This window comes from Pseudomonas sp. SJZ103 (assembly GCF_007828335.1).
Lineage (GTDB): Bacteria > Pseudomonadota > Gammaproteobacteria > Pseudomonadales > Pseudomonadaceae > Aquipseudomonas.
The window spans coordinates 227,182-242,756 of record NZ_VIUN01000006.1; the positions used below are offsets into that span (position 1 = coordinate 227,182).

Sequence of the window (15,575 nt, forward strand, 5' to 3'; positions counted from 1 at the left end):
CATGCCTTTGACTCGCAAAGCCTACCGTGCCGCCATCCTGCACAGCATCGCCGACCCCGCCATCGTTGGGATCGAAGCCTCCTACGAGTATTTCGAAGACGGCTTGCTGGTGATCGAAAACGGCCGGATCAGCGCCGTTGGCCATGCTGGCGACCTGCTGCCGACCTTGCCTGCCGACATCGACATCACCCACTACCAGGATGCGCTGATCACCCCGGGCCTGATCGACACCCATATCCACCTGCCGCAAACCGGCATGGTCGGCGCGTATGGCGAGCAGTTGCTGGACTGGCTCAACACCTACACCTTCCCGTGCGAAAGCCAGTTCGCCGACAAGGCCCATGCCGAAGAAGTCGCAGACATTTTTATCAAGGAACTGCTGCGCAACGGCACCACCACCGCACTGGTGTTCGGCAGCGTGCATCCGCAGTCGGTGAACGCTTTTTTTGAAGCGGCGGAAAAACTCGACCTGCGTATGATCGCAGGCAAGGTGATGATGGACCGCAACGCCCCGGATTACCTCACCGACACCGCCGAATCCGGCTACCGGGAAAGCAAGGCGCTGATTGAACGCTGGCACGGCAAGGGTCGCCTGCACTATGCGGTCACACCGCGTTTTGCGCCGACCAGCACGCCGGAGCAATTGGCGCTGGCCGGGCAACTGTTGGGCGAGTACCCGGACTTGTACATGCAGACGCACATCAGTGAGAACAAGCAGGAAGTCGAGTGGGTAAAGGCACTATTCCCCGAGCGAAACGGCTATCTGGACGTGTACGACCACTACAAGCTGCTGGGCGAGCGTTCGGTGTTTGCCCACGGCGTGCACCTGTGTGATGACGAATGCGCGCGGTTGGCGGAGACGGGGTCGGCGGTGGCGTTCTGTCCGACCTCGAACCTCTTCCTCGGCAGCGGCCTGTTCAACCTGCCGATGGCCGAGAAACACACACTCAACGTTGGCCTGGGCACCGATGTGGGAGGCGGCACCAGCTTCTCACTGCTGCAAACCCTCAACGAAGCCTATAAAGTCATGCAATTGCAGGGCGCGCGGTTGAGCCCGTTCAAGTCGCTGTACCTGGCCACCCTCGGTGGTGCGCGGGCGCTGCGCCTGGAAGACAAGATCGGCACGTTGCAGCCGGGAACCGATGCAGACTTCCTGGTGCTGGATTACAACGCCACGCCCCTGCTGAGCTATCGCTTGAAGCAGGCCAATAACATTGCCGAGACGTTGTTTGTGTTGATGACGCTGGGGGATGATCGGACGGTGTTGCAGACCTATGCGGCCGGCCAACTCGTGCACCAACGCTGATCTCAACCGCCACACAAAACCAAATGTGGGAGGGGGTTTGCTCCCGATGGCAGCGGTTCAGTTAGTAATGTGTTAACTGAACCACCGCTATCGGGAGCAAGCCCCCCCACATTTTGTCCCGGGTGAGCCGGGGAAATTACAGCTTTATCGAGGAACGCCCCGGCTTCTTGGTCTGCAACAGATGCGAGAACACCGCATGCAAATCATCCGACGCACTTTCCTCGTCGAGGTTGAGCTTGCTGTCGATGTGATCCATGTGATGCATCATCAAATTCACCGCCAGCGCCGCGTCCCGTGCTTCGATCGCATCGATCAGCTGTGTATGTTCATCGTAAGAGCAGTGCGAGCGGTTGCCGCTTTCATATTGGGCGATGATCAACGAAGTCTGGGACACCAGGCTGCGCTGGAAACTGATCAGCGGCGCGTTTTTCGCTGCCTCGGCCAGCTTGAGGTGGAATTCGCCGGAGAGGCGGATGCCGGCACCGCGATCGCCTCGGGAGAAGCTGTCGCGCTCGTCGTTGACCATCTGGCGCAGTTCGGCCAGTTGCTCGGCAGTGGCGTGCTGCACTGCCAGCTCGGTGATCGCTCGCTCTACCAGCCGCCGGGCCAGGAACACCTGGCGCGCTTCTTCCACGCTTGGGCTCGCCACCACCGCGCCACGATTGGGCCGCAGCAACACCACGCCTTCATGGGCCAGGCGCGACAGGGCGCGGCGAATGATGGTGCGGCTCACGCCGAAGATTTCGCCCAGTGCCTCTTCGCTCAATTTGGTACCGGGTGCCAGGCGCTGCTCGAGGATCGCCTCGAAGATATGCGCATAGACGATATCGTCCTGGGTTCCGCTGCGACCGGCCTTACCGGCTCGCGGTTGTTTCTTGAGAGGTTGCAACTGTTCGTTCATGGGCACTCGGGTCGGGAGAACGGCGGCGAATTAACGGTAATACGGCAAATTCAAGGTAATACGGCAAATTCAAGGTAATACGGCAACACTGGGTCGCTGGCAAGTACCACCTAAAAACACGGCACATTGTACACAACCCACTGCGCCAACACACTGTACGGCTGTTTGCGGTGCCGTCTGTATTGCAATGAGTCGTTACGTTTGAGTTTAGGCTTGAATCTGCGCCGCCACCGGCAAAAAACCAGGTAAAAGGAACACCTCTCCATGACCGACGCCACCCAAGCGCCTTTGCGCCCGCTGGCCGACACTTCTGCCTCCGCCGTCGTCGCCGGCTTTATCGCCATGATGACCGGCTACACCAGTTCCCTGGTCCTGATGTTCCAGGCCGGCCAGGCTGCCGGCTTGACCACGGCGCAGATTTCTTCGTGGATCTGGGCGATTTCCATCGGCATGGCGGTGTGCAGCATCGGCCTGTCCCTGCGCTATCGCACGCCGATCACCATTGCCTGGTCCACCCCTGGCGCGGCGCTGTTGATCACCAGCCTGGGCGGTGTGAGTTATGGCGAGGCCATCGGTGCCTATATCACCTGCGCGGTGCTGGTGACGCTCTGCGGGCTCACCGGCAGCTTTGAAAAACTGGTCAAGCGTATCCCTGCGTCGTTGGCGGCAGCGTTGCTGGCGGGGATCCTGTTCAAGATCGGCAGCGAGATTTTCGTTGCCGCGCAGCATCGCACCGGCCTGGTACTGGGGATGTTTTTCACCTACCTGATCATCAAGCGCCTGTCGCCACGCTATGCGGTGCTGGCCGCGCTGGTGATCGGCACCCTGTTGTCGGGGCTGATGGGCTTGCTGGACTTCAGCGGCTTCCACCTGGAAGTGGCGACGCCGGTGTGGACGACGCCGCACTTCTCGCTGGCGGCGACCATCAGCATCGGGATTCCGCTGTTCGTGGTGGCGATGACCTCGCAGAACATGCCCGGCGTCGCCGTACTGCGGGCCGATGGCTATAACGTGCCGGCCTCGCCGCTGATCACCACCACCGGCCTGGCCTCGCTGGTGCTGGCGCCGTTCGGCTCCCACGGCATTAACCTGGCGGCGATCAGCGCAGCGATCTGCACCGGGCCCCATGCCCATGAAGACCGCAACAAACGCTACACCGCCGCCGTATGGTGCGGGGTGTTCTACGGCATCGCCGGGGTGTTCGGAGCGACGCTGGCTGCATTGTTCGCAGCCTTGCCCAAGGAGCTGGTACTGTCGATTGCGGCCTTAGCCTTGTTTGGCTCGATCATCAATGGCTTGAGCATCGCCATGAATGAGCCGAAGGAACGGGAAGCGGCGCTGATCACCTTTATGGTTACCGCGTCAGGCTTGACGTTGTTTTCCATCGGGTCGGCGTTCTGGGGGATTGTGGCGGGGGTGTTGACGCTGCTGATTCTGAACTGGCGCAAGGCATAAAAAAACGGCGACCCTCAGGTCGCCGTTTTTTTCAGTATCACTTGGCCGCGTTGATCGGCTTTTCCGGATACCACACGTCCAGCAGCGGGCTGACTTCAGCCTTGGTCAGCTCGGAACGGGTTTTCAGCCAGGCTTCGACGGCAGCACGCTGCTCTTCGGAGACCGAGCCACGCTTCTGCAGGCAAACCAGACCGTAGTCATCGCCGCCAACATAGCCCAGACCATTGGCTTCCATGGCTTCTTTGATGAACGCTTCGAGGAAAGCGTCGATAGCTTCTTCACTCAGGCCTTCTTTGAAGTCCAGGTTCAGTTCGAAACCCAGCTCTTGAAATTCATCAACGCACAGTTTTTTGCGCAGACGCTGGGAACGGTTAGTCGCCATTGGAACAATCCTCATAAGTAATAACGGGCGGCACTTTAGCAGTTTAAGACGACGATTGCCCGACTCTCTGGGACAGGCGGCACTTTGCTGTTAAAAAAACGCCGATTACCAGCTATCGTTCAGCTACAAGTGCGTTCACCTTGGGGCATAATGCCGACACTTTCATGACCATTGAGGGAATTTTCCTATTTACCCCTCGCCTTTTTCACCCTCCTCAGCAGTAGGGTTTTACTTCTTATGATCAAATCTTTGCGTCCATTGCTACTCGCCGGTTTTCTCCTGCCACTGGCCTTTTCCACCTCCGCTGCCCCGATCAATAACACCCTGCCGCCGAACGTCCAGCAGGCACTTGCCAAAGCCAAGCTGCAAAACACCGCGCTGTCCCTGGTGATGATCCCCCTGAACGGCCCCGGCACCCCCACGGTTTTCAACGCCGACGTCTCGGTGAACCCGGCCTCGACCATGAAGCTGGTCACCACCTATGCGGCCCTGGAAATGCTCGGCCCCAACCACCAGTGGAAAACCGAGTTCTACACCGACGGCACCCTCAGCGGTGGCGTGTTGCACGGCAACCTGTACCTCAAGGGCGGCGGCGACCCCAAGCTGAATATGGAAAAACTCTGGCTGCTTATGCGCGACCTGCGGGCCAATGGCGTACAGCAAGTCACTGGCGACCTGGTGCTGGACCGCAGTTTCTTCAACCAACCGCAGTTGCCGGAATTCAATGATGACGGCAACGACGAGAACAAACCGTTCCTGGTCAAGCCCGACGCCCTGCTGGTCAACCTCAAGGCCCTGCGCTTTGTGACCCGTAACGATTCGGGCCGCGTGCTCGTCTCGGTCGAGCCGCCGATTGCCAGCATCCGCATCGACAACCAGGTCAAGGCCTCCAACGCCAAGCAGTGCACCGGCGACGTACGCTACAACCCGGTCACAGGCGCCGATGGCAGTATGACGGTCACCGTCAGCGGCCAACTGGCCGATGGCTGCAGCTCGCAGACCTACTTGTCGCTGCTGGACCACGCCACTTACACCGCGGGTGCGGTGCGGGCGATCTGGCAGGAACTGGGCGGCAGCATCCAGGGCCGTGACATCCAGGCGCCGGTGCCCAAGGATGCCAAGGTGCTGGCCCGCGCGTTTTCGCCGGACCTGGCGGAAATCATCCGCGACATCAACAAATACAGTAACAACACCATGGCTCAGCAGTTGTTCCTGAGCCTGGGTGCACAGTTCCGCAACGATGCCGACGGCGACGATGCCAAGGCCGCGCAACGTGTGGTGCGCCAGTGGCTGGCGAAGAAAGGCATCACCGCGCCACACCTGGTGATGGAGAACGGTTCGGGCCTGTCCCGTGCCGAACGGGTCAGCGCCCGCGAGATGGCCGCCATGCTGCAAGCCGCCTGGAAAAGCCCCTACGCTGCGGAATACATCAGCTCGATGCCGATCGCCGGCACCGACGGCACCATGCGCAAACGCCTGAAGACCACCGCCATGCGCGGCGAAGCCCACGTCAAGACCGGTACGTTGAACACTGTGCGTGCCATTGCCGGGTTCAGCCGCGACAACAACGGCAACACTTGGGCGGTGGTGGCGATCCTCAACGACCCGAAGCCGTGGGGCGCTTCGTCGGTGCTGGACCAGGTGCTGCTGGATCTGTACCGCCAGCCGAAGCTGGCGGCGCCTTCACCGGTGCTATAGGACACTATGGGAGGGGGCTTACCCCGATGGCGATGAAGCAGTCGCAGCCAGGTTGACTGACACTGCGCCATCGGGAGCCCTCCTCCCACATACCTTTCAAGCTCATACCCTCTCCGGCTCCACCCGGTCCCTGCCCGCCTGCTTGGCCAAATACACCGCCGAGTCGGCACGCAATAACAGCCCATCGATGCCTTCATCCACCCGCCAGCTGGCCACCCCAAAGCTGGCGGTGACGATGCCCACCGGCTCCATCGGCAGGCTGCGCAGCGATTGCCACAACTCCATGGCCAGGCCATATGCCTGCTCGCCGCCGGTGTTGGGGCACAGCACCATAAACTCCTCGCCCCCCAGGCGGCAGAATACATCGGTGCGGCGCAGACGTTGACCGATGCGCTTGCACAACTCCTGTAACACCCCGTCGCCGACTGCATGCCCGTGCTGGTCGTTTATACGCTTGAAGTGATCGATATCGAGCATGATCACCGACAGCGTCCCCGAGGTCCGGTTGAGCCTGGCCATCTCGACCCTGAGGCGATCCTGGAAATAGCGGCGGTTGTGAATGCCGGTCAGGGAATCGGTAATGGACAGCGCCCGCAGTTCTTCTTCTACCCGCTTGAGATCGGAAATATCCGACACGTAGCCATGCCACAGCGTACCGCCCCCCGGTAATTCTTCCGGCGTGGCCTCGCCACGAATCCAGCGCAGGCCACGTTGGGGCAACAGCACCCGATACTCTTCGCGCCAATGGCTCAACTGCAACGCCGACAAACGAATCGACGCCCGTACCCGCTCCGCATCCAACGGATGGATCCGTTCGAAGACCTTCGTCGCATCTCGTTGCAACGCGTTGACCTCGATTTCATAGATGTCGCGCATACCATCGCTGGCGTAGATGAAACGCCAGTTGCCCTGGGGCTCAAGGGTGAATTGGAAGATACCGCCGGGCACGTGGGCGCTGAGTTTCTTGAGCAGGCGGTCCCGTGCCGACAGGGCCTCGTAGGCGCGTTTCTGCTCGGTAACATCCAGGTAAATGGCCAGGTGACCGATCCACAGACCATGGTCATCCAGCAATACGGTGGCCAACATGTTCACGATCAACTGGCTGCCATCCTGGCGGACCAAGGTCCACTCCCGGGCTTCGTGCAGGTTGTCGGGGCTTTCAACCAGCATGGCCTGGCTCGCAGGGATACGCTTGCCCAGGGTCACGCTCAGGCTGGCCGAGCGTGCCTCCAGCTCGACCGCCAAGTGCAGGCTTTCCAGGGTCAGCCTGCCCACCACCTGCTCGGCCGGGAACCCCAGCATCTGCTCGGCACCGGCGTTGAAAGTATTGATGACACCCCGCAGGTCAGTGGCGATGATCGCCACTTGGGTAGCGGCATTCAGCACACTGCGCAACTGGCCGTGGGCACCGCGCAGTTCCTGCTCACGCAAACGCAACTGCACAGTGCGTTGCTCCACCAGTTTCAACGCGCGCTGGCGCTGGCTTACCAACACATAGAGCAAGGCGCTGAGCAGCAGGCTGAGCAGGCCACCCATGGTCAGGATCGTGGACAGCGAGGAATGATTGGTCTGCTCGAATACCTGGCTCGGGCGCAGGCTCAGGGCGTACACATGGTCGCCCAGGGTCAGGCGGCGCGCGCCAGCGAGGTCGCTGTTGGCCACGGCATTGCCGGACTCGAAGAGCACACGCGATTGCAGGTCGGAGGTGTCGACGATCTGCATCACCAGGTTGTCCCGCTCCGCTTTGGGCAATCCATCGGCGACCAGTTGGCGCATGCTGATCACCGCCATCACATAACCGTAGGGCTCATTTTTGGACAGCTCGGACGTGGGTAGGTGACTCACCGGCGCGACCAGTAATACACCCATGGCATAAGCCGGCTCGACCCCCACCAGTTGCATCGGTTGGGACACCGCCAGCTTGCCGCTCTTTTGCGCACGTTCAAGGGCCGAGCGTCGCAAGGGCTGGGCCAGCAGGTCAAAGCCCAGGGGTGTGCCCAGCAGGCTTTGGGTCTGGCTGTAGAGCACCGGCACGTATTCATCACGCTCGGGCGCAGGGGTCAGTCCTCCGGCGCTATTTAACTCACGGATGACGAAGGGCACCCCACGCTGGCGGGACACTTCTTGCTCAAACTGTCTGCGCTGTTCGCGAAACACGCGGGGCGCCCAGGAGTAGGCACGGGCGCGCAATAACAACGGCTGGGCAAACCCATCGAACTCTTCGCGGGACACGTCATCGGAATTGACGAAGAATCGCCGCAGGCTGTTCAGGCGTTGTTCCTGATCCTCGAAGCGTTCCTGCAAGCGGGTGTAACGCTCGTTGACCAGCAACTGAAAGCGCTGGCGCACCTGTTGCTGATAGAGGTCGGAGGCGGCCCAGGCGATGACTGCCGTCAGCGCGAAACCTGCCAATAACACCACCAATGCCACCAGCCAAGCCGACGCCTGCTCACTGATAAAGCCTAGAATTTTCGGGCGAACGGCTTGCAACGGCATAGGCAGCACTCACAACGCCAGCCTGCGGGAGGTGTCACTTTGGCTAGGCCTTAAGTTATAGCTATCGGCCCAGGGTTTGACCAGCGTAAAAAAGCCGCAAGCCCGGAATAATCCAGGCTCGCGGCTTTTTCTTAGCGCCGATCAGCGAGCCATGATTTTCCATGCCCGGTGGATCTTCGCATTACGCGCAAAGTCCGGATCGATGGTCTTGTCGCTGATTTCCTCGACCGCATAGCGTTCGCTGAGGTTGTCCTCCAGCTGGAACTTGCGGAAGTTGTTCGAGAAATACAGCACGCCGCCCGGTGCCAGGCGCGCCATGGCCAGGTCGAGCAACTGCACGTGGTCGCGCTGGACGTCGAAGATGCCTTCCATGCGCTTGGAGTTGGAGAAGGTCGGCGGGTCGATGAAGATCATGTCGAACTCATCGCGGCTGGCGTCCAGCCAGGCCATCACGTCACCCTGCTCCAGGCGGTTCTTGTCGGAGAAACCGTTGAGGGAGAAGTTGCGGCGGGCCCAGTCCAGGTAGGTCTTGGACAGGTCGACACTGGTGGTGCTGCGCGCGCCGCCCTTGGCTGCGTGCACACTGGCGGTGGCGGTGTAGCAATACAGGTTGAGGAAACGCTTGCCGGCCGCTTCCTTCTGAATACGCATGCGCATCGGACGGTGATCGAGAAACAGACCGGTGTCCAGGTAGTCGGTGAGGTTGACCAGCAGCTTGACGCCGCCTTCGCTGACCTCGGTGAACTTGCCCTGAGCACTCTGGCGCTCGTACTGCTTGGTACCGCTCTGGCGCTCGCGACGTTTGACCACCACGCGGCTCTTGTCGATGTTCAGTGCCTGGGGAATGGCGGCCAGGGCATCGAACATGCGGGCCGAGGCTTTTTCCGGATCAATGGATTTGGGCGCGGCGTATTCCTGCACGTGAACCCAATCGTGGTACAGGTCGATGGCCATGGAGTATTCGGGCATATCGGCGTCGTACACGCGATAGCAATCCACGCCTTCACGCTTGGCCCACTTGCCCAGCAGCTTGAGGTTCTTTTGCAGGCGGTTGGCGAACATCTGCCCGCCTTCGCTCAGGCGCGCCTGCTCGACCACAGGGGCCGGGGCTGGCTTGATCGGGTTGCCGTTCTTGTTGTACTGGCGCTCTTGTGGCTCGACCGGGGCTTGGTCGTAAACGGCCTGCTCACGTTCAGCCTGGCGCTGTTCCGGGGTACGACGCTCGCCGGTGACGAACTGATCCGGGTTGACCTTGATCAGCAGCAATTTGCACGGCAATGCGCCGTTCCAGAACGAATACTGCTTGTGGCTGCGGATGCCCATGCGCTTGCCCAGGTCCGGCGCGCCGGTGAACACCGCCGCTTCCCAGCCCATGCACGCCTGGCGCAAACGTTCGCCAAGGTTCTGGTAGAGATACAACAGGCTGGCTTCGTCACCCAAACGCTCGCCGTAGGGCGGGTTGCAGATCACCAGGCCTTTCTGGTTCTGGTCCGGGCGCGGCTCGAAGGTGCCCACTTCGCCCTGGTACACCTTGATCCAATGGCTCAGACCGGCGCGCTCAATGTTGTTGCGTGCAGGCTGGATCAGGCGCGGGTCGGCTTCATAGCCACGCACCCACAACGGCGGCTTGTTCATGCCGATGGCTGCGCGTTCAGTGGCCTCGGTGTGCAGCTTCTTCCACAACGCCGGGACGTGACCCAGCCAGGTGGTGAAGCCCCACAATTCGCGATTCAGGTTGGGCGCCATGTCGGCGGCGATCATCGCGCCTTCCACCAGGAAGGTACCTACGCCGCACATCGGGTCAGTCAGCGCGCCGCCTTCGGCAGCAATGCGCGGCCAGCCGGCACGAATCAGGATCGCCGCCGCCAGGTTTTCCTTCAACGGCGCGGCGCCCTGCTGCAGGCGGTAGCCGCGCTGGTGCAGGCTGTGGCCGGACAGGTCGAGGGACAGGATGGCTTCGCCACGGTCCAGGCGCAGGTGGATGCGCAGGTCCGGGTTAATCTTGTCGATGGACGGGCGTTCGCCGCTCGGGGTGCGCAGCTTGTCGACGATCGCATCCTTGACCTTCAGCGCGCCGAAGTGGGTGTTGTCGATGCCTGAGCCGTGACCGCTGAATTCCACCGCCAGGGTACCGTCAGAGACCATGTGATCGGCCCATTCAATATCCAGCACGCCGTGGTAGAGGTCTTCGGCGTCCTTCATGGGAAAGCGCTTGAGCACCAGCAACACACGGTTGGCCAGGCGCGACCAGAGGCACAGGCGATAGGCGGTTTCCATGTCGGCCATACCGCGCACGGCCGAAGTGTGCTCGCGGGCTTCCTCAAGGCCAAGCCCGACGGCTTCCTCGATCAGCAGGCCTTCGAGGCCCTTGGGGCAGGTGAGGAAGAGTTCAAAACGGTCCGACATGGGGCATTCCAGGCTTTTCAGCAATAAATGAACGGGCGACGCATCGCCGGCTCGGTTTTCAAGCAAGCACTTTTCTTGAAGAGTGCTCGCGTGGCACGAATGTGCCGTTCCACCCCGTCAGACGGGCACTGGGGCCTTTATTGACAGGGCAGGGAGAGAATTTGACGCAACAAAAAGAAATATTCCGACCCTTCGTCGAATAATAACCGACTGCAACCAGTGGGCATTCTCACTAAAGGTTTAAACCCATCCTCTTTGCAGGGTGCATCATAGCTGGCTTTGCCCAACAAATGGGGCGAAAAGCCATCCCAGCTTATGGCTATAGCATCGTTATCGTTACGTGCTTATGACAAAACGATCATTGAATCCATGTGACCTATTGGTTAGAACTCAACACAGGTTGGCGCCGTAACGACGCCGACACCTAGGCTCGCCACGCCGGCAGCGAGCCCACCAACGGCAGAAAAACTCTGCCCGGCCTCAGACGAGGCCGAAGGATATCAAGACAGTCAACAAGTGAGGGAAACACCCTATGAGAAGACTTAAGCGTGATCCGTTGGAAAGAGCATTTTTACGCGGATATCAATATGGCGTTCATGGCAAATCCCGTGAGCTTTGCCCATTTACTCTACCGTCGGTACGCCAAGCCTGGATCAACGGCTGGCGAGAAGGACGCGGCGACAACTGGGACGGTATGACTGGCACTGCGGGCATCCACAGACTCAACGAACTTCACGCCGTCGGCTAATCAAGGGCATTAATTCCGACACCACCACGAATATGTAACGACTTAACCACGCACGCCCTATCCAGGCGGCGGGCTTCGGCCCAGGGGGCTCCTTTATGGAGCCCTTTTTATTGTGATTGTCCTTTTATTGTGGTGAGCGGGCTTGCCTCGCGTAGGGCTGCGAAGCAGCCCCAATAAGATCCACTCAGTCTTTCAGATAGAAATGCGCTGCCTGGTTTCAGGGCCGCTGCGCAGCCCCACGCGGGGCAAGCCCGCTGGCCGCAATCGCATCCACCGACTGGCGAATCAACGCCGGGCCTTTGTAAATAAAACCCGAGTACAACTGCACCAGGCTGGCACCCGCAGCGATCTTCTCGGCTGCATGCTTGCCTTCGGTGATGCCGCCCACCGCGATGATCGGCAAACGTCCGGCCAGCTCAGCGGCCAGCACCTTGACGATATGGGTGCTCTTGTCCCGCACCGGCGCGCCCGACAGGCCACCCGCTTCATCGCCATGGGCCAAGCCTTCGACGCCGACACGGCTGAGGGTGGTGTTGGTCGCAATCACCGCGTCCATGCCCGAATCCACCAGGGCCTGGGCCACCAGCACGGTTTCTTCGTCGCTCATGTCCGGGGCAATCTTGATTGCCAGCGGCACGCGCTTGCCATGGCGCACGGCCAGGTCTTCCTGGCGCTGGCGCAGGGCTTCGAGCAATTGCTTGAGCGAATCGCCGAACTGCAGGCTGCGCAGGCCCGGGGTGTTGGGGGAACTGACGTTGACGGTGACATAACTGGCGTGGGTGTAGACCTTGTCCAGGCAGATCAGGTAGTCATCCACCGCACGCTCGACCGGGGTGTCGAAATTCTTGCCAATGTTGATGCCCAGGATGCCCGTGTACTTCGCGGCCTCGACACGCGAAAGCAGGTGATCGACGCCCAGGTTGTTGAAACCCATGCGATTGATGATCGCCTCGGCTTCCGGCAGGCGGAAGATCCGTGGCTTGGGGTTACCCGGCTGCGGGCGCGGCGTCACGGTGCCGATCTCCACAAAACCGAAACCCAGTTGCGCGAAGCCATCGATGGCCGCGCCGTTCTTGTCCAAGCCGGCGGCCAATCCGACCGGGTTGGGAAAGTCGAGCCCCATCACTGACACCGGCATTTTTGCCGGTGCCTTGCATACCAGGCCATTGAGCCCCAGGCGGCCACCGGCGCCGATCAGGTCCAGGGACAGATCGTGGGAGGTTTCCGGGGAGAGTTTGAACAACAGCTGGCGGGCCAGGGTATACATGGGCGGGCTAGACTCGGATGGCGGCGAAAGGTGGCCGCGATTATAGCCGGGGTGACGGGGTACACGCGAGGCGAGCCGCCCAAACGTCAGTAGCGCTGCTGTACCAGGGTCTCATAACGTGCCCAGATTTTTTCTGCATAGCGCATGCGCAACACGTCGCGCTGAGGGCCGGAGCCGGGCCCGACATTGTAGGAACCCACAGCCGTCCAGTTGTAGCCAAAACGCTGGATAAACTCGGCGAGTATGGAGGCCCCGACTTCCACCGACAGACAGGGTTCACTCAACAGCCTTTCCTCGGTGATACCCAGCTTGAGCAGGCGAGGCAAATGGATACTGTTGATCTGCATCAGGCCGATATCCCGTGTGCCATTACCGTTCGCGTAGTTCATCGCATCCGGGCGAAAATCCGACTCCACGGCGGCGATAGCCTGTAGCAATTCCGGCTCGATATCGTAGCGATGGGCGGTTTCCTCCCAGCAATAGGCCAGTGCCTGGTTGCCGCTCGTCATCAGGCCAAGCAACAGCAACCTGCGCCAGAACTCAGCCATGACTGACTTGGCCACAGGCCGAACACACATACTGCACGGTATCCATAGGCCCGTGCCCATGCTGCTCAGCCTTCACCGGGCATGTAAAGCGATACCCACGACCATAGATGGTCTTGATAAACCCCTTGTCAGCGCCAAGATGCTTTCGCAGCGAGTAAATGCAACGGGTCAGCGACTCCTCGGCGACCTCCCCCTGGGGCCAGGCCAACTCCAGCAAACGGTCCTTGCTCATCAGCACACCGCCAGAGACCAGCAGCAGCCGCAAAACATGCAGCTCCTTGGGTGGCAACTGGACATCGCTGCCGTCGCCGGTCAGGCGACCGTCGCCATGCAGCGTCCACTGGGAAAAGAGCAGGGAAGTCGCCGTCAATTCATCATTCACGACGGCCATATCTACCTCGACATCCGACTACTGACATTGAAGTCCTTATTTTCCAGTACTGGCTCTTTCGCCCACATCACGACTATAAAAAACCGCTTTGCAGCCCACGCTAGGAAAAAACCCATACAACCAACGCTTTTTAGCCACCCCCTGTAAGACTCTTCACCCACACACACCAGACGCTCCCCTCTTATAGACCTCGTGCAACTCAACCCCCAACCGGTCCTCCAGTTGCACCAACTCGCCCAATGCGAGCAACCGGCCATTAACCCGAACCTCCACGCAGTGGATAATGCCTGGCGACAATGGCAGCACCTTCCCAGGAGCAAAGGCTGCCAGGCGCCTGCGGCTGATTAGTTGTTCCTGTAGAAGAATTTCCAAATGCATGGGTCAACACCTTATTCACGGAGAGCTATCGCGACCCGGGCGTACAAATGCACGTTGCACGCGCTCGTATTGCGCCGCACTCAACGGTGGTGCGCCGACGCCTGTCGCCAACGCTTCCAACTCGCTCCCCACGGCCCGGGCCTGAATCACAAACAGGCGAACCTTGGCCGGGCCAGTTGAATCGGCGCTGCGTCCCGACTCATGTGCCTCACGGCTGAACGCTCCCAGCCACAGGCGCTTGCCCTGCGGCACCCTTACCACACTGCTGACACTCACCCGCCCGACCGCTGTCGGTTTACCACGCCGCCCCGCCTGGCTCAGTTGTCGATCATCCTCGACATGGAGAAGCATCTCGATCTGATTCGCTTCGGCAAAACGCGGCAGCACGCTGACCTGGGAGCCATATTGCACGGGCTTCCAATCAGCATGGTCAGCTCCGGGAGCCGGCAGGTAGAAGGTATGGTTATCCTGAAACACGGCCGGCACATTCTCTTGGGTGAGAATTACCGGCAACGTCATCACCCTTGCTCGCCGCCGGCGCTCCAGCGTGGCTATTTGCGCCATCAAGCGGTTATCGTCCATCGGCTCCAGAATTCGCGTGGCCTGGGCCTTCGCGTCCTTGTCCCAGTCAAAGCCCAGCTTTTTCAGTTCATCACGGTCCACGTCCACCATCCACAGCGAGACTTCGATAGAACGCTTGGGTGTGTCCAACTCCGCCACCAGGCGTTCGATGAGAGCCAGTTGCGCAGGCTTGCCCTTGATCAGCAGGCTGTTGGTATCCGGATAGGCGATCACTACCAGGCTCTTGTCGGCCAGCGCTCCCTTCTGTTCAGAACCCAACAGGGTGTCGATCGTCGATGCGATGCCCGGCACCGTGACCTTTTCGTCGCCCATGGCATACCCTCGGTCTGCCACATGGGTGTTGAGTACCTGAACGACAGCAAACGCCTGGTTACCTACGTGCAATTCAGCCCGCTCGCGATCCATCAACTGGGCCAGACGCAAGACCTGGTCGACATAATGGGGTGGCCCGGACACATGGAATGTCCGCGTCCCGCTCACGCGCAGGGGGTAACGTGTTTCATCAAGTCCCGAGCGGCGCATGAAGCCACGAAACCTGTCGACCGATATATGCCGCAACACCACCGCCAGGCTTTTTGCCTCGCTGACGGCGTAGAGGTAGAGCGCCTGCCCATCGCTGTACCAGATCAAGCCGTATTGCTGTGAAAGCGTCTCCAAGGCCTGTTGCGGCGTATCGAGGTCAATGACCTCGCTGATGCGTATGCGCGCCACTTCACTGCTCACGACGATGGGCAGGCCCATAGGCACGGACAAGGCGGTAAAAACGGTGTGCAGGCTCTCGTCCTGCGCCTGGTAGGTTTCGCCCTGGGCATCGACACTTCCCAGCATCAGCGCAGCAAACAGCAGCCAGAGACAGGGAGTCGTTACGGAAAAGTGAGCGTACACCTTGGATTTCCTGGGCGGCCTGGCAGTAAGAAGCGGCCATACTGAGAGGCAGCCGATTTTCAATCTTGATGGAAAGTTGACGGCCGGCGGCGCCCATCGGCCCGTGGCATGTGCCTTGCTATGGACTCTGTA

13 protein-coding genes are annotated in these 15,575 nt (G+C 60.4%); 4 read left to right on the forward strand and 9 right to left on the reverse strand.

Features of this window, described 5'->3' with window-relative positions; translation table 11 throughout:
• The first annotated feature begins 1 nt into the window (after position 1).
• Positions 2-1,306: a guanine deaminase gene (gene guaD / locus FBY10_RS15985; protein ID WP_131699676.1), complete on the forward strand. Its 1,305-nt coding sequence runs from the start codon at positions 2-4 to the stop codon at positions 1,304-1,306.
• Positions 1,307-1,442: 136 nt separating this feature from the next.
• On the opposite strand, the gene FBY10_RS15990 is transcribed toward guaD, so the two are convergent.
• Positions 1,443-2,207 (reverse strand): GntR family transcriptional regulator, encoded by a 765-nt coding sequence (locus tag FBY10_RS15990; protein WP_015885332.1) that lies wholly within the window; start codon positions 2,205-2,207, stop codon positions 1,443-1,445.
• Between the two features lie 264 nt (positions 2,208-2,471).
• Here FBY10_RS15990 and FBY10_RS15995 point away from each other — a divergent pair, with 264 nt between their 5' ends.
• Positions 2,472-3,662 carry a benzoate/H(+) symporter BenE family transporter gene (locus FBY10_RS15995; protein ID WP_145337020.1) on the forward strand — a complete coding sequence of 397 codons (1,191 nt, stop codon included), beginning with the start codon at positions 2,472-2,474 and terminating at the stop codon, positions 3,660-3,662.
• A 37-nt stretch (positions 3,663-3,699) separates the two neighbouring features.
• Here the strand turns inward: FBY10_RS15995 and FBY10_RS16000 are convergent, their stop codons facing one another.
• The gene (locus FBY10_RS16000) at positions 3,700-4,044 is read right to left on the reverse strand and encodes a YggL family protein (RefSeq protein WP_010208515.1); all 345 of its coding nucleotides are present in this window, start codon (positions 4,042-4,044) and stop codon (positions 3,700-3,702) included.
• 237 nt (positions 4,045-4,281) lie between these two features.
• Between FBY10_RS16000 and dacB the strand changes: the two genes are divergently transcribed.
• A complete protein-coding gene (dacB, locus tag FBY10_RS16005) occupies positions 4,282-5,742 on the forward strand; it encodes a D-alanyl-D-alanine carboxypeptidase/D-alanyl-D-alanine-endopeptidase (RefSeq protein ID WP_131699678.1) in 1,461 nt (486 codons plus the stop codon).
• A 102-nt stretch (positions 5,743-5,844) separates the two neighbouring features.
• Here the strand turns inward: dacB and FBY10_RS16010 are convergent, their stop codons facing one another.
• Together FBY10_RS16010 and rlmKL are read right to left on the reverse strand one after the other, a co-directional pair.
• Positions 5,845-8,238, reverse strand: a complete 2,394-nt coding sequence (locus FBY10_RS16010) for a diguanylate cyclase (RefSeq protein ID WP_145337021.1) — start codon at positions 8,236-8,238, stop codon at positions 5,845-5,847.
• A gap of 141 nt (positions 8,239-8,379) precedes the next feature.
• Positions 8,380-10,644 (reverse strand): bifunctional 23S rRNA (guanine(2069)-N(7))-methyltransferase RlmK/23S rRNA (guanine(2445)-N(2))-methyltransferase RlmL, encoded by a 2,265-nt coding sequence (gene rlmKL / locus FBY10_RS16015; RefSeq protein ID WP_145337022.1) that lies wholly within the window; start codon positions 10,642-10,644, stop codon positions 8,380-8,382.
• Positions 10,645-11,176: 532 nt separating this feature from the next.
• On the opposite strand from rlmKL, the gene rmf reads away from it, so the two are divergent.
• Complete coding sequence (gene rmf, locus FBY10_RS16020; RefSeq protein ID WP_002553055.1) at positions 11,177-11,392, forward strand: ribosome modulation factor; 216 nt, start codon at positions 11,177-11,179, stop codon at positions 11,390-11,392.
• Positions 11,393-11,609: 217 nt separating this feature from the next.
• Here the strand turns inward: rmf and FBY10_RS16025 are convergent, their stop codons facing one another.
• The 5 genes from FBY10_RS16025 to sctC all read right to left on the reverse strand — a co-directional run bounded on the left by FBY10_RS16025 (position 11,610) and on the right by sctC (position 15,386).
• Positions 11,610-12,659: a quinone-dependent dihydroorotate dehydrogenase gene (locus FBY10_RS16025; RefSeq protein ID WP_131699681.1), complete on the reverse strand. Its 1,050-nt coding sequence runs from the start codon at positions 12,657-12,659 to the stop codon at positions 11,610-11,612.
• A gap of 86 nt (positions 12,660-12,745) precedes the next feature.
• The gene (locus FBY10_RS16030; protein ID WP_145337023.1) at positions 12,746-13,207 is read right to left on the reverse strand and encodes a transglycosylase SLT domain-containing protein; all 462 of its coding nucleotides are present in this window, start codon (positions 13,205-13,207) and stop codon (positions 12,746-12,748) included.
• Entirely contained in the window at positions 13,200-13,598 is a 399-nt protein-coding gene (locus FBY10_RS16035; protein WP_131699683.1) for a winged helix-turn-helix domain-containing protein, read from the reverse strand. The genes FBY10_RS16030 and FBY10_RS16035 overlap by 8 nt, the downstream gene beginning before the upstream one ends.
• A gap of 153 nt (positions 13,599-13,751) precedes the next feature.
• A complete protein-coding gene (locus tag FBY10_RS16040) occupies positions 13,752-13,976 on the reverse strand; it encodes a FliM/FliN family flagellar motor switch protein (RefSeq protein WP_131699684.1) in 225 nt (74 codons plus the stop codon).
• Positions 13,977-13,991: 15 nt separating this feature from the next.
• The gene (gene sctC, locus FBY10_RS16045) at positions 13,992-15,386 is read right to left on the reverse strand and encodes a type III secretion system outer membrane ring subunit SctC (protein ID WP_145337050.1); all 1,395 of its coding nucleotides are present in this window, start codon (positions 15,384-15,386) and stop codon (positions 13,992-13,994) included.
• Between the last annotated feature and the right edge of the window lie 189 nt (positions 15,387-15,575).

What these genes read in the sequence shown, in the direction of transcription:
- dacB (WP_131699678.1), top strand. Translation starts at nt 4,282, where the DNA reads ATGATCAAATCTTTGCGTCCATTGCTACTCGCCGGTTTTCTCCTGCCA.
- FBY10_RS16030 (WP_145337023.1), bottom strand. Translation starts at nt 13,207, where the DNA reads ATGGCTGAGTTCTGGCGCAGGTTGCTGTTGCTTGGCCTGATGACGAGC.
- FBY10_RS16040 (WP_131699684.1), bottom strand. Translation starts at nt 13,976, where the DNA reads ATGCATTTGGAAATTCTTCTACAGGAACAACTAATCAGCCGCAGGCGC.
- FBY10_RS16010 (WP_145337021.1), bottom strand. Translation starts at nt 8,238, where the DNA reads ATGCCGTTGCAAGCCGTTCGCCCGAAAATTCTAGGCTTTATCAGTGAG.
- FBY10_RS16025 (WP_131699681.1), bottom strand. Translation starts at nt 12,659, where the DNA reads ATGTATACCCTGGCCCGCCAGCTGTTGTTCAAACTCTCCCCGGAAACC.
- FBY10_RS15995 (WP_145337020.1), top strand. Translation starts at nt 2,472, where the DNA reads ATGACCGACGCCACCCAAGCGCCTTTGCGCCCGCTGGCCGACACTTCT.
- rlmKL (WP_145337022.1), bottom strand. Translation starts at nt 10,644, where the DNA reads ATGTCGGACCGTTTTGAACTCTTCCTCACCTGCCCCAAGGGCCTCGAA.
- FBY10_RS15990 (WP_015885332.1), bottom strand. Translation starts at nt 2,207, where the DNA reads ATGAACGAACAGTTGCAACCTCTCAAGAAACAACCGCGAGCCGGTAAG.
- guaD (WP_131699676.1), top strand. Translation starts at nt 2, where the DNA reads ATGCCTTTGACTCGCAAAGCCTACCGTGCCGCCATCCTGCACAGCATC.
- FBY10_RS16035 (WP_131699683.1), bottom strand. Translation starts at nt 13,598, where the DNA reads ATGGCCGTCGTGAATGATGAATTGACGGCGACTTCCCTGCTCTTTTCC.
- FBY10_RS16000 (WP_010208515.1), bottom strand. Translation starts at nt 4,044, where the DNA reads ATGGCGACTAACCGTTCCCAGCGTCTGCGCAAAAAACTGTGCGTTGAT.
- sctC (WP_145337050.1), bottom strand. Translation starts at nt 15,386, where the DNA reads ATGCTGGGAAGTGTCGATGCCCAGGGCGAAACCTACCAGGCGCAGGAC.
- rmf (WP_002553055.1), top strand. Translation starts at nt 11,177, where the DNA reads ATGAGAAGACTTAAGCGTGATCCGTTGGAAAGAGCATTTTTACGCGGA.